The sequence below is a fragment of the Steroidobacter agaridevorans genome (assembly GCF_009932555.1).
In the GTDB taxonomy this organism is placed as follows: Bacteria; Pseudomonadota; Gammaproteobacteria; order Steroidobacterales; family Steroidobacteraceae; genus Steroidobacter; species Steroidobacter agaridevorans.
This window is the reverse complement of the sequence record NZ_BLJO01000008.1, coordinates 193,338-206,352: the sequence shown is the minus strand read 5'-3', so window position 1 is coordinate 206,352 and position 13,015 is coordinate 193,338. Positions and strand designations below refer to the sequence as shown.

General features: G+C 61.9%; 10 protein-coding genes. 6 read left to right on the top strand and 4 right to left on the bottom strand.

Annotation, left to right across the window (positions count from 1 at the left end; translation table 11 throughout):
- Nucleotides 1-251: 251 nt before the first annotated feature.
- The 4 genes from GYH35_RS26690 (at nucleotide 252) to GYH35_RS26675 (ending at nucleotide 4,252) form a co-directional block, all read left to right on the top strand.
- Nucleotides 252-995, top strand: a complete 744-nt coding sequence (locus tag GYH35_RS26690) for a GntR family transcriptional regulator (protein ID WP_202624740.1) — start codon at nucleotides 252-254, stop codon at nucleotides 993-995.
- The gene (locus tag GYH35_RS26685; RefSeq protein WP_202624738.1) at nucleotides 992-2,023 is read left to right on the top strand and encodes an SIS domain-containing protein; all 1,032 of its coding nucleotides are present in this window, start codon (nucleotides 992-994) and stop codon (nucleotides 2,021-2,023) included. Before GYH35_RS26690 ends, GYH35_RS26685 begins: the two co-directional genes overlap by 4 nt.
- Nucleotides 2,023-3,165, top strand: coding sequence for an N-acetylglucosamine-6-phosphate deacetylase (nagA, locus tag GYH35_RS26680; RefSeq protein ID WP_161829992.1), 1,143 nt, complete (start codon nucleotides 2,023-2,025; stop codon nucleotides 3,163-3,165). The genes GYH35_RS26685 and nagA overlap by 1 nt, the downstream gene beginning before the upstream one ends.
- 61 nt (nucleotides 3,166-3,226) lie before the next feature.
- Complete coding sequence (locus GYH35_RS26675) at nucleotides 3,227-4,252, top strand: LacI family DNA-binding transcriptional regulator (RefSeq protein WP_161829991.1); 1,026 nt, start codon at nucleotides 3,227-3,229, stop codon at nucleotides 4,250-4,252.
- A 112-nt stretch (nucleotides 4,253-4,364) separates the two neighbouring features.
- Here GYH35_RS26675 and GYH35_RS26670 read toward each other — a convergent pair whose 3' ends face one another.
- The 3 genes from GYH35_RS26670 to GYH35_RS26660 all read right to left on the bottom strand — a co-directional run bounded on the left by GYH35_RS26670 (nucleotide 4,365) and on the right by GYH35_RS26660 (nucleotide 7,558).
- The gene (locus tag GYH35_RS26670) at nucleotides 4,365-5,489 is read right to left on the bottom strand and encodes a metallophosphoesterase (RefSeq protein WP_161830133.1); all 1,125 of its coding nucleotides are present in this window, start codon (nucleotides 5,487-5,489) and stop codon (nucleotides 4,365-4,367) included.
- A gap of 119 nt (nucleotides 5,490-5,608) precedes the next feature.
- The gene (locus GYH35_RS26665) at nucleotides 5,609-6,085 is read right to left on the bottom strand and encodes an ECF-type sigma factor (RefSeq protein WP_161813261.1); all 477 of its coding nucleotides are present in this window, start codon (nucleotides 6,083-6,085) and stop codon (nucleotides 5,609-5,611) included.
- A gap of 156 nt (nucleotides 6,086-6,241) precedes the next feature.
- Nucleotides 6,242-7,558 carry a hypothetical protein gene (locus GYH35_RS26660; protein WP_161829990.1) on the bottom strand — a complete coding sequence of 439 codons (1,317 nt, stop codon included), beginning with the start codon at nucleotides 7,556-7,558 and terminating at the stop codon, nucleotides 6,242-6,244.
- A 620-nt stretch (nucleotides 7,559-8,178) separates the two neighbouring features.
- Between GYH35_RS26660 and GYH35_RS26655 the strand changes: the two genes are divergently transcribed.
- Both GYH35_RS26655 and GYH35_RS26650 read left to right on the top strand, forming a co-directional pair.
- Nucleotides 8,179-8,868 carry a lasso peptide biosynthesis B2 protein gene (locus GYH35_RS26655; RefSeq protein ID WP_161813259.1) on the top strand — a complete coding sequence of 230 codons (690 nt, stop codon included), beginning with the start codon at nucleotides 8,179-8,181 and terminating at the stop codon, nucleotides 8,866-8,868.
- 34 nt (nucleotides 8,869-8,902) lie between these two features.
- Nucleotides 8,903-10,834 carry an asparagine synthase-related protein gene (locus tag GYH35_RS26650; protein ID WP_161829989.1) on the top strand — a complete coding sequence of 644 codons (1,932 nt, stop codon included), beginning with the start codon at nucleotides 8,903-8,905 and terminating at the stop codon, nucleotides 10,832-10,834.
- Here the strand turns inward: GYH35_RS26650 and GYH35_RS26645 are convergent.
- Entirely contained in the window at nucleotides 10,807-12,993 is a 2,187-nt protein-coding gene (locus GYH35_RS26645; RefSeq protein ID WP_161829988.1) for an Atxe2 family lasso peptide isopeptidase, read from the bottom strand. The genes GYH35_RS26650 and GYH35_RS26645 overlap by 28 nt on opposite strands.
- Nucleotides 12,994-13,015: the final 22 nt, after the last annotated feature.

Here is a 13,015-nt window from a genome sequence, read left to right as displayed (position 1 = left end):
GCTCCCTACCCCTTGGTTGTGTTTTGAATCGGACCAATATGGGTCCAATATAGTACCAGTCTGAGCAAAAAGCCAAGCCTAGTTAGTACCATTAGTTTTTAATAGAGTTTTTCAATGAAAATACAGCGGTTTAGAGGTTCACACAGGCATAACCACTCGGCTATTGGTATTGCATTGGTAATATTCCGATGGCATCTTGCTACCCTAGAAGTGCACCACAACAGCCCGATCCAGCCGCGAGGACCTTCGGTTTGACGCCACTCTCCGAGCATCTGCAGCCACTCGATGAAGCGAGCACCCTGCCGCTGTATCAGCAGCTGCAACGCAAGTTGCGACTCGCGCTCGAAAACCGCGTTCTCGGCGCCGACGACGCGTTGCCGCCCGAGCGCGATCTCGCCGAAGAGCTGAACGTTTCGCGCATCACCGTGCGCAAAGCCATCGACGGACTGGTCGACGAAGGCCTGCTGATTCGCAAGCAAGGCTCCGGCACGTTCGTTACCAATCGAGTCGAAAAGAATTTCGCCAAGTTGACCTCGTTCTCCGAAGACATGCGCGCCCGCGGACGCAAGCCCCGTAGTGTCTGGCTCGATCGCGCGGCCGGCACGGTGACTCCAGGCGAATCGCTCACGCTGCGCTCCAGCCCGGGCACGCCCGTGTATCGATTCAGTCGAATTCGTTATGCCGACGACGCACCGATGGCGATCGAGTATGCGACGGTGCTGGCCGACTGCCTGGCGTCGGTCGAAGCGGTGGAGACATCCTTGTATGAAGCCCTGGAACGCACCGGCAACCGCCCCGTGCGCGCCTTGCAGCGATTGCGTGCTGTTCTGCTCACGGCCGAGCAGGCGCAGTTGTTGAAAGCGCAAGAGAAGGACGCAGGCTTGCTGGTCGAGCGCGTCGGCTTTCTCAAGGACGGCCGCGCCGTCGAATTCTCACAATCGTTCTATCGCGGCGACATCTATGATTTCGTCGCCGAGCTCAGCGCCTCCTCATGACCATGGGAACGGACAGCCGCATGTTCAGCGAAGCCGCGCAGGCACCGAACGTGGTGCGCGGACAGCTGGAAAACAATGCGGTCAACGTGCGCCGCATCGGCGCCCTGTTGAGAGAAATCAGTCCGCGCGCAGTCGTTACTTGCGCACGCGGCAGCTCGGATCATGCAGCGACATTTGCGAAGTATTTGATCGAGTCGCACACCAAACTGCTAACCACGTCGGCGGCGCCTTCGATGAGCTCGTTATACGACGCGCAGCCGGATCTGCGCGGCGTGGTGTTTCTCGTGATCTCACAATCGGGCAAGAGTCCCGACCTGCTCGCCTCCGCGGAGAACGCCAAGCGTAACGGCGCCTGCGTGATCGCCTTGTGCAACTCGCCGGCTTCGCCGCTCGCGCAGCTGGCGCATCACACGATTCCGTTGAGCGCCGGGCCGGAAACGAGCGTCGCGGCAACGAAGTCTTATATCGCGTCGCTCAGCGCCATCGTGCATCTGGTGGCGTGCTGGACGTCGGATCAATCGTTGATCAACTCGCTCATGCACGCGCCGGAGCAACTCGAGCAGGCCTGGCAGCTCGACTGGAGCGCGGCGGTGCCGATATTGCAGCGGGCGAACAATCTCTTCGTGGTCGGCCGTGGTTACGGGCTTGGCGTCGCGCAGGAAGCGGCGTTGAAGTTCAAGGAGACTTGCGGCCTGCATGCCGAAGCGTTCAGCGCGGCCGAAGTGAAACATGGACCGATGGCCCTGGTCGGACGTGGCTTCCCGGTATTGATGCTGTCGCAGGACGACGAGAGCCGTAGCGGCGTCGAAAAGCTCGCTGCCGATTTCGTCGCACGCGGCGCGGACGTACTGATTGCCGGTCCGCGAGTGACAGGTTCGATCCCCCTGCCGACCGTCGCTGCGCATGCGGTGATCGAGCCGCTGCTCATGGTCCAGAGTTTCTATCGGATGATCGCATCGCTCGCGCCGGCGCGCGGCTTCGATCCCGATCGTCCGCCGCATCTGAACAAAGTGACCGAGACGCTGTGATGACGCTCGCGCTGGTCAATGGCCGCCTGCTGCGCGACTCGGGATGGGTCGAGGATCAAGTCGTGCTCATCGAGGGCGCGCGCATCGAGCAGATCGTGTCGAGCGATTCCCAGTGGCGCGCCGATGCCACTTACGATCTGCGTGGTCAGACACTCCTGCCCGGCTTCATCGACGTGCAAGTCAACGGTGGCGGCGGCGTGCTGTTCAACGACGATCCAAGCGTCGCATCGATTCGAGAGATCGGTCGTGCGCATCGACGTTTCGGCACGACCGGGTTTCTACCCACGCTGATCAGCGACGATCTCGATGTGGTCTCGCGTGCAGTGAAAGCGGCACAAGATGCGATCGAGGCTGGTGTGCCGGGCGTGCTGGGCATCCACATCGAAGGCCCGTTCTTGAATGAAGCACGCAAGGGCGTGCATGACGAGACCAAGCTGCGTTGGCTCAACGAAGATGCGTTGGGACTGTTGACGTCACTCAAAGGCGGCAAGACGCTGGTGACGCTGGCGCCCGAGCGCACGACGCCGCAAATCATTCGCAAGCTCGCCGATGCGGGCGTGATCGTCTCGGCCGGCCACACGAACGGCACCTACGACGAAATCCGTACCGCGCTCGACCATGGCTTGACCGGCTTCACTCACCTGTTCAACGCGATGTCACAACTCTCCGGCCGCGAGCCGGGTGCGGTGGGCGCGGCGCTGGACGATGAGAACAGCTGGTGTGGAATCATCGTCGACGGCCATCACGTCGATCCCGTCGTGTTGAAGATCGCCATGCGCAGCAAGCGCCGGGATCGTTTCATGCTGGTGACCGACGCCATGCCGACCGTCGGCGCGCCCAACAAGACGTTCAGTCTGCAGGGCCGGCCGATCTCGGTGGCTTATGACAACATGCTGGTGGACGAAAACGGCCGCCTCGCCGGCTCCGACATCGACATGGCGACCGCGGTCCGCAACTCCCTGGAAATGCTCGACCTGGATTTGCCGCACGCCGCCCGCATGGCCAGCCTGTATCCCGCCACGTTCCTCGGCCTGGATCGCGAATTGGGCCGTATCGAGCCCGGTTATCGCGCCGATCTGGTGCTGGTGGACGCGGGCCTCAACGTGCTCGAGAGCTGGATCGCGGGCCAAGCCGCGCACTGAGCCACTATCTGCAGGACCGCGGCTGAAGCGGTACGATGCTGCCCCTGACCTAGGGGGCCTGATGCGCGGTAAGGGTAAAGCCACGTCGTTCGACATTGCCTATCGGGCCGGTGTGTCGCAGCCCACCGTGTCGCGCGCCCTGCGCGGCAGCCCGACGGTCAATGAGCAGACGCGCCAGCGCATCCTGCAAATCGCTCACGAGCTCAACTACAAGGTCGACAAGAACGCCTCCAACCTGCGCAATCAGCAGTCCGGCACGCTGGCGCTGCTGTTCTTCGAAGACCCGACGCAGGACGACTCGCTGATCAATCCGTTCTTCCTGTCCATGCTCGGCTCGTTGACCCGCGCCTGCGCCGTGCAGGGCTACGACCTGCTGATCTCGTTCCAGCAGCTGTCCAGCAACTGGCACGTCGAATATGAGGACAGCAAGAAAGCCGACGGCCTGATCCTGCTGGGCTACGGCGACTATCTGGAGTACGTGTCGCGTCTGGAGCTGCTCGTCGAGCAAGGCACGCACTTCGTGCGCTGGGGCGTGGTGCTGCCGGGGCAGCCCGGCGTGACGATCGGCTGCGACAACTTCCAGGGCGGCCGCGACATGACCCGGCATCTGCTCGAACAAGGCCGACGCAACATCGCGTTCATCGGGCATGCGTCGGAACACTATCCGGAGTTCCTGGAAAGATACAAAGGCTATTCGGACTCGCTGCGCGACGCTGGCGCGCCGGTGCAACCCGGGCTGCAGATCGACGCGTTCACGACCGAGCGCTCCGGCTACGACGCGGTGAATGCGCTCATCGAGCGCGGTGTTTCATTCGATGCGTTGTTCTGCGCGAGCGACTTGATTGCAATCGGCGCGATGCGCGCACTGGTGGATCGCGGAGTGCGTGTGCCGCAGGACGTGGCGGTAGCAGGCTTCGATGACATTCCCATCGCGAGCTTCACCAATCCCAGCCTCACGACCGTGCAACAGGATACGAAGGCCGCTGCGACGCTGCTGGTGGAAAGTTTGCTCGCGTTGATTCAGGACGAGCCGGTGCAGAGTTACACGATTCCGGCGAAGCTCATGATTCGCCAATCGACAAGATAAACGAGGGATCGGGCATCCTGCCACGACCCTCGTGCGAGTCGGCAAAAGGCGCGACTTTTGCCGATCGCCGCCGCCGCTGGCGGCGGGGTACATCCATGTACCCGGGGCGGTCCTAGCTCGCGCCGATCAGCCTTATGCGCGTAATCTCCGACGGCGCGCCGAAACGTTTCGGCGGCCCCCAGTAGCCTGTGCCTCGGCTCGTGTAGACCCACAGCGAGTCGAGCCGATCCAATCCCGCGGTGAACGGCTGCTGGAAGCGAACGAAGAAGTTCCAGGGCCAGAACTGCCCGCCGTGCGTGTGCCCGGAAAGCTGCAAATCGAAGCCGGCCGCCGCGGCTTGCGGCGCCGAACGTGGCTGATGCGCAAGCAATATCTTTGCTCCAACATCCGCTGGCGCATCGGCGAGCGCCGCCGCTGGATCGCTACGATTCACGGGATCGAAGTGATGCGCACTGAAATCCGTCACGCCCGCGATCACCAGCCTCGCGTCGTTGTGATCGACGACCACATGTTCGTTCATGAGCACCCGCATTCCCAGGCGACTCAGCTCCCTCGTCCACGCGCGCTCACCGGAGTAGTACTCGTGATTGCCAGTGACAAAGAATGTTCCGTATCTGGCGCGCAGTTGCGCCAACGGTTCTACATGCGAGGCCAGCTCCCGCACGCTGCCATCGACCAGATCGCCGGTGGTGGCGATCGCATCGGCGTCGAGTCGATTCACGGCCGCGACGATACCCTCGACGTAGTTGCGACGGATCGTCGGCCCAACGTGAATGTCACTGATCTGCGCAATCGAGAACCCACGCAATGCCGGCGGCAGATTGGCGATGGGCACATCGACGTGAACGACACGCGCAACGCGGCGAGCGTTGATAAATCCAATCAGCGTGGCAAGCGCCGCGGCGCTAACGACAATCCATGCGGACGTGGTTTGCACTCGTGCGGTAGCCGCCGCTTGCGTGAACAACACCGCGACCAGCAAAGCTAAATCCCGCAACAGGGTGAACACGAACAACGACGAGAACAGCCCCATCGCGATGAGCGCGGTCCATACCAGGCCATCCGCGCCATCGCTATTCGTCTGCCTCGAGCGCGCCGTCAGGCCCATCGGAATCAGGATCCAGGAGGCCACCAGCAGCAGCCCACCGATGACCTGGCCCAGCACACCGAGAGACAGCGCCGGCAATAGCCGCACGCCAATGTAGACATGCAACAGGCCGAGCAGGCCCAGCATCATCGAGAAACCGCGTCGCAAGGAATCCGCTCCAGCCGCATGCACCCGGGAATGCAGCGGTCACGATATAGAGCCGGATTAGATGGCCCTGGGCGGAAGGATTACAAGACCGGTCGTTACGATCAGGAGACCTTGATGTTCAGCCACGCCCGGGCAAAGCGCAGCTCGCGCACCACCGCGTCGGGGCGCAGATCCAGCAAGCGGGCCGTTTCCTTGATGCTGACGCCGGCGAAGTAGCGCAGATCGATCATCCGGGCACAGAGCGGATCCATGGCGTCCAGCCAGGCGAGCCACGCTTTCACGTCCGCGAAGGTCACGTCGGTGCCGCGCACCCGATGGTTCAGATTGGCCGAGCCGATCACCAGCCGGCGCACCAGCGGCGCCACGAAGAACAGAAACCGCAGCCGCTCGAACCCCTCGTGGTGACCGCCAAAGCGGTTCACGAACAGGGTTTCCAACGTAGCGCGCAGCCGGGACGAGCAGTCCGCGGCGTGCTCGCAAAGCTCCTCCCGAGTGGACGAGGACAGGCTTGCCAAGACTCGGGCGGCCAGGCCGGGCATGGAAACAGGCGTGGGATGAATGGCGTCTGCCGTGCTCATTGGCCGGACCTTGCTACTTACCACTATATGGGCTGAATCGAGACTCCGAGTCGTGCGCGCGCTCCGGGCTCGCGCCGGGCAATCTCTTATTCAGACGTGGCAGCTCAGCAAAAACCTCAAGCAAACGTCACATCTTTCGTGCTAGCACAGCAGCCGTTATTTCATGCCGAGCAATTCTTTCCGCACATCCAGCAGCAGCATCAAGAATCGGTTGAGGTGTCGATAAACGTTGTATTCCGTTTTTACTCGAATGCCGAACATCTCCTCCAGCGCCTCGAACAGGTGACGGGAGAAGATCAGGGTCACCTCGTCCGGCTCACACTGCCAGTCGTCGATCAGCCCGCGTTCGCGCCACTCGCGCAGTGACGTCTCTACGTCGGCGAGGATGAAATAGAGATAGTTGAACAGGCTGATCCGCCACTTGTACCAGACGAATTCGCTGAAAGGATAACCCCAGGTGTTGTAGGTCTCGCGCCAGGACCAGGCGTGCGGCATGTCAGCCGGCGACCGCAGTCCACGCCGCCGCCGCAACTCCCAATCCACCTGCAGCCCCTCGAAATCTCTATAAAGAAAGCGGCCCAGCGGAGTCAGGTCCGGGGCCAGCATCAGCATGAGATCCTGAGCATGAGCCTCCAGCACCAAACCCAGACGCATGCTCATGTCCAACCACAACCGGGCGAATGGAGCGCAGAGCATCTCTTCCACCAGTTGCCGTGGCGGCATGCCGCTGCGTTCGAGCAGAGTCAGCAAGAGTGGCACGTGACCGCCATCGCCCCCCAGCAATGAAAACAACGGTGCGACCAGGATCCGGCCCTGCTTGATCTCTTCGGGTATCGAGCGAACGATGGCTCCGCTGTCCGGCAGCGAGCGCGGCACAAAACCCACCGACTCCGACAGATAGTCCAACGTGGCCGGAAGGTCCGCTCGTGCACTTTGCATGAGCCCGGAGAAGCCCACGCTGCGGCCGACTGTCCTCAGATACAAGCGTCGGTCCCCGAACATCGGGGACTGCAGCGAGGTCTTGACGAACAGCGCGGTGCCGGGCGCTCGATCCTGCCATGCCAACAGCGTTCTGGTGCTCGAAGTCGGCACGGCCCAGATGCACACGCCTTGCTTCGACGCCTCCACGGCATCCACGTCCGACAGGAACTTTCTGTAGTGATCCAATGACGAGGGATGAATTGGCAACAGCACGCGCTCGTCCAACCCATGGCCGGAGAACAGTTGCAATTCGCCGCCGTTCGCCGCCTGCCGGCCATAGATCTGCAAATACTTCCGACGGACCCAGAAGCAGGGCAACCTGAAAGCGCCGCAATTCTGGGGCAGGTAGCGCGGATCGAAGGCGGGATCGCGGGACCTGTTCTGGAACAGATCCACCTTGTGCAGATGAAAGCGTTCCAGCGCCAGCCATTGCTGCAAACCCGCCGGCAACTGACCGATGACGTCCTGATCGTCGATGGGCTGGGCTGACATCGATCGCTCCTTGTCGATGCATCAGAGCCAATCATTGGTAGCACAGACCGGGCCGGCGGTAAACGCGAGCGAGTGAATGCAAATAATCAAAGACTGTCACCCGCCGCAGTGGAGCGCGAAGCACCCCCGGTGCACGGAGCCAGTCCGGACGCGATAGGTCAACCCTCAAAGGCAACGTGAAATTTCGTCGCGGTGAACGTCGCAACCAGACGTGCTGTCAGACTTTTGACCTTGGCAGCGCACCGATGCACACGTGCATACATCCCGCTGCAATACGCTCCGACACTCGAACGCGATACGTGTCCAACGGTTCGTATATTCCGCCCGGACAACCTCACGAGCTGCGCCGGGGGGCTTGTAGCCGGATGACTTTTGCAAACATCCTCTGCGCGCCATCACATGACGGGTGGCGAGCAAGCAAAGGAGTAGCAACATGATCAAGCTGGGAAAAGTGTCTAAAGAAACCAAGGGCGTGAAGGTTGTCGTTGCCTCGGAATCGACCGGCATGCCTATCTATCCGGTGTAAACCTCAGTTGGCACTGCCAACAAAGAGGTGGGGCGCGCTGCTCGAGAGCAGCGCGCCTCTTGCTCAGAGGGTGGCATTCTCACGCAGGTTGATCATGGCCGAATACTTCCTTCCGCCGCACGTCCACTTTTGCAGCCGCGGCGATGACCTGGTGTTTCTGGACCTGAAGCAGGACGACTACATGCTCATCAACGGAGCGACCGCGGCGGCCCTCCGGGCGCTCGCTCCAAGCGGCCGACTGGACGAGTCGAGGCCGGAAGCCGCGGATGCCTTGCAGGAACTGCTGGCGGGTGGGCTGCTGGTCACCGATCCGAGACAGGGCAAGAGCATCCGCCCGACACAGGCGGAAGTAGCGATGGAACCCTTGATCGATCCCGAGTCCGTGCCACGAGTACGGCTGCGCGTCTCGCATTTCTATAAGTTCATCGCCGCGTGCACTACCGCGGCGGCACGACTTCGCTGGCAGCGGATCGAGCACACGGTCAAAGCCGTGGAGCTGCGCAAAGCCCGTTACAACTCGAACGGTACGTTCGACATCGACGCGGCGCGCGAGCTGACCGCGGTGTTTCAGACGCTCAGAACTTTGTTCCCGCGCGATTATCTCTGCCTCTTCGACTCGCTCGCCCTGCTCGAATTTCTCGCCCGCTACCGGATTTTTCCCACCTGGATGTTCGCGGTCCGGCTCGAACCCTGGAACGCGCACTGCTGGGTGCAGCAGGGGCAATTCATTTTCAACGAAGACGTGGAAACGGCGGCCGGCTTCACGCCCATCATGACGGTCTGAAGCCAGGCACGGAGCATCAGCCAAGGACACGGCCATGCAGCGCTATCTCGCCCTGCTCTGGGATCCGCTCAATCTCGAGAGCGTGCGGACATTTCAATCGTTCGGCCTGAGTAGCAGCACCAAACCCGCTGCGTGGGTCACCGCCTGCGACGCATCCGGCATGTTCGTGATGCACACTGGAATGCGGCGCGACGCGGCCGGAGCGTACCCGTTGCCGCACGGTGGCGGCGTGGTGCTCGGCAGAATATTCGACCGTCATCATGGCGACTACACGAGCATGCGCCAGATCGTTCTCGATGGCGCGGCGGCAAGCGAAATCATCGATAGCGGCGGCCAGCAACTGGTCGATCGCTACTGGGGCACCTACTTCGCCATCGTTCATGACGTGACCGCGGCCAGGTATCACGTGTTCCGCGATCCGCTTGGCAACATGCCCAGCTATCACATGCGGTTCAAAGGCGTCGAGATCTTCTTTTCTCACATCGAAGATTGCGCTCGTCTGCTGCCACTTCGCTACTCAGTCGATCGTCAGTATCTCGCTCGTTGGCTGATGTTCGGCAATCTGACCTTCGAAGCGACCGGCCTCGAAGGCGTGGCGCCCGTACCGGCCGGAGATCGCCTCACATTCTCCCAGGGACGCATGACGCGCTCCGTGTTGTGGGATCCGATCGCGATCGCGAGCGCCGCAGATCTCGAGCAGTTGGATGCAGCCGCAAGCGCGTTGCGTGCAACGGTACAGGACACTGTCAATGCATGGGCCTCGTGCTACGAGAACATCACGCTGCGGCTTTCTGGCGGACTCGACTCTTCCATCATCGCTGGATGTCTCGCGCACGTGCCGTCAGCGGCACGGATCAGTTATCTGAACGTTTGTATCGACATCGATTCGGGCCACGAGCAGGTGGCGATTGCCGGCGTCGACCGGCGGACCGCGGACAAGATTCGCGCGATCGTCGGCAGCGGAGACGAAAGATACTTCGCGCGCCTGGTGGCCGAACGATGGCGAACCGAGCTGATCGAACGGCAGCGAGCGCTCGTCATGGACTTGACGCGGCTTTGGGATACCGCGCCGACGGTGAGTCCCAACCTGTATTTCACGGTGATGGAGCAGGAGGACATCCTGCTCGACCTCATCGGGAGCCGCGATACCCAGGCGTTCTTTTCGGGGCAGGCGGGCGACTCGATTTTTCAAGCCACGGTGCAGCCCTTGCCCGCCATGGATCAGGCGTATCTGCACGGCTTCAGGTCCGGCCTCTGGGAACAGATCCTGGCGACCTCGCGGCTCAGCAAGGACTCGGTCTGGTCCGTGCTGGGCAAGACCGTGCGCCACGGCTTGCTGCGTCGTCCCTATCTCAGTCCTTTCGCGATTTTGAATCTACCCACATTGGTGAACGCCGAGCTCACCGCGGGCCTGAGCAATCAGGACTTCGAAAGCGAGCTGTCGAAACGAATCTCGCGCTCCTCGTTGCCGCCGGGCAAGAAAGATCACGCCAAAGGCCTGACCTGGTCGGCCTGGTACGATTTCGTTTTCGACAGCGGCAGAAGCACGGACCATATCGATCCGCTGAACTCCCAGCCCGTGTGGGAGACGATGTTGCGGATTCCGACCACCACCGTGCTCGCCGGGGGCATCAGCCGCGGGCTGGCACGGCGCGCTTTCGCCGATCTGCTGCCTGCCGAGATCCGCAAACGCCAGGTCAAGGGATCGGGCAGTTCCTTCTATCAGCAAATCGTCAAGCGCAATAGAACGTTGCTTCGCGAGCGGCTGCTCGATGGCCTGCTGGTCGAACAGGGCTATCTGGACCGTGGCCGGCTCGATGCATGCCTCGCCGCGCCGGAGCCTTCGCTCACGGTCCCTGCCCCCATCCTGTTGTCTTATCTGACGGCGGAAGCCTGGTTACAGAAATGGGCCGGAACCGTGCAGACCGCCGTCGCAGCTCACTCTTTATCGTTGTCAGCGCAATAGGCCCGGAGCGCGCGCGGATTGAGACACTGCAGCTCGCGTAGCGCTCGCCAGCGTCGATACTGGTCGGCCTTCTCCGCGCTCGGATCTTCGTAGTCCTGCAGCCAGAACCGATACCAGTCGAGATTGCGGTTGTAGATTGCGTAGCGGTGCGCGGGCTGCCACTTCTGGTGATATTCGTCCTGAAAGATGAATGCTTCGTAAGGCTTCCGTGCATCGCTGAGCCGGTATTGCAGGCGCATGATCCCAATTGCCTCCCGATCGGCGATGTGCATCAGGATCGGCGCCTCGATCGAATCCATGTGGTCGGCAAGATCGATCTGCGCCCAGTACTCGGCGGCTTCAGGCCGCTTCACGCCACCGCCAATTCGCTTTGCAATCTCGGCGCCGTAACTCGTCTCGAGATATACATCGATCTGCGACAAACTCGGCCCGCTCACCGACACCGCCGACAAACGATCAAGCTTCTGTAGCGCATACAGAGACGCCATCGCTCCCTGACTCAATCCCCCCATGCCCACGCGAGTCTCATCGACCCAGCCGCGCGCGACAGCCGCGTCCAAGCCACGCATCGTCGATTCCATGAGCATGGTCATGTGGGGAAACCCATGCTCGGCAGAAAACATCTTCTCGTACAGGGTGCCCCCGTCGGCGGCCCCCATATCGCCCAAGGGCAACAGAAAAGCTGTGTCGAGAACGACGAAGCCGTTGGCCGCATAGACCAGCATCGGCTGCTCGTCGCCCACGTCCCCGCGGATGAAACCCTGCGCCCCATAAGGAGCGATCAGCACGGGATATTTTTTATTGGGATCGAAGTCCGGCGGATACACGATGTAACCGTAAGCCCGCTTCGAATAGCCCAGTCGCACAGTGTCGGGTGGTGCATCCCACTCGAAGCGCTCGACCTTGGGCAGGCGCAGGTTCTTGAACTCGGGATTGAAATCGGCCAGCACCGAAGTGCGGCCGGAACGAGTGTCGATGCTGACGATGTGTGCCGGTTGAAGTCGCGTTTCATGCACGCAGATCAGGCGCTGACCCAGCAGCTCGCATTCCTTGAAGCGATCCCCCGAGGCGCGCTTCAACGGCTTCACAACGCCGCTCGCGGGGGTCCAGGAATAGATTCCCTGGTCGCTGAAATTGATGCCCTCTTCGCGCCAGAAAATGACCTGCTTGCCGTCGGGGCTCCACCAGACTTTGGAAAAGATCTGCGCGACACACTCTTCCGCGTTACACGCGATCGGCTGCGAACCGTCCGGCCGCAACGAGGCCGTCAAACGCAGCTTCGGCAAGAAACCGCGCTCCGAAGGGTCGACGCGGACCAGCGAGGCCCGAACGCCATTCTTGCCGACCACCGGCGGCGCCCCCGAGCCGCCAAAGTCCTCCACCTTCATCGTTTGCGAGTAGTCGCGTCCCCAGGAATACCCGCGCCGCAGGCCCTCTTCGAATTGTTTCCTCCCGGCGGCATCCGCCGGACGTTCGTCGCGGCCGTCGCTGGCGACGGCCCAGACGGTCAGATCCGTCTCGATAGGTCCCACTGGCGTCGCCCGATAAACCATTTCGGTGAACCACTGAAACTCTTGCAGCGGGAACCCATCGCGACCACCTTTCTCCTCGCGAGCGCGCTGTGCTGAGCGAGTGCTGCCGACGGTAAAGAACAGGGTGCGCCCGTCCTCGCTCCAGGCGAAATCGCGCACGTCGGCTTCGTTGTGAGTGAGCTGCTGTTGAATCTTGCCGTCCACGCTGCTGCGCCAGAGCTGTATCTCGCCATTACGCTGCACGGTATAGGCGATCCACTGGCCGTCCGCCGACCAGCGGCTGCTGGAGCCGACAAGGTCCCCTCCGCATCGGCCGGTCATGATTCTCATGAGCCGCGCTTCGCCGCCATCACCTGCGGACGTGAGCGCGCCATCGTCGGTCGAACCGATGAACCATCCGGTGCGATAGCCGTTCGCGACCGGATCCGCCTGCCGTATCAGCACCGCGAATTTTTTTCCGTCGGGCGACAGGCTGAAGGAATCGATGTCGCGCAACGCGATGAGATCATCCGTCGTGATGAGCCGCTTCGGGCCCTGCGCGACCTGCGGGATGGTCAGCGACGCGCCTTGGTGGTTTGAGGACTGGCTCCAGGCCGTCATTGCGACGGCCTGGAGCGACAGCGACATGGCAAGCAACCAACCAGAACCA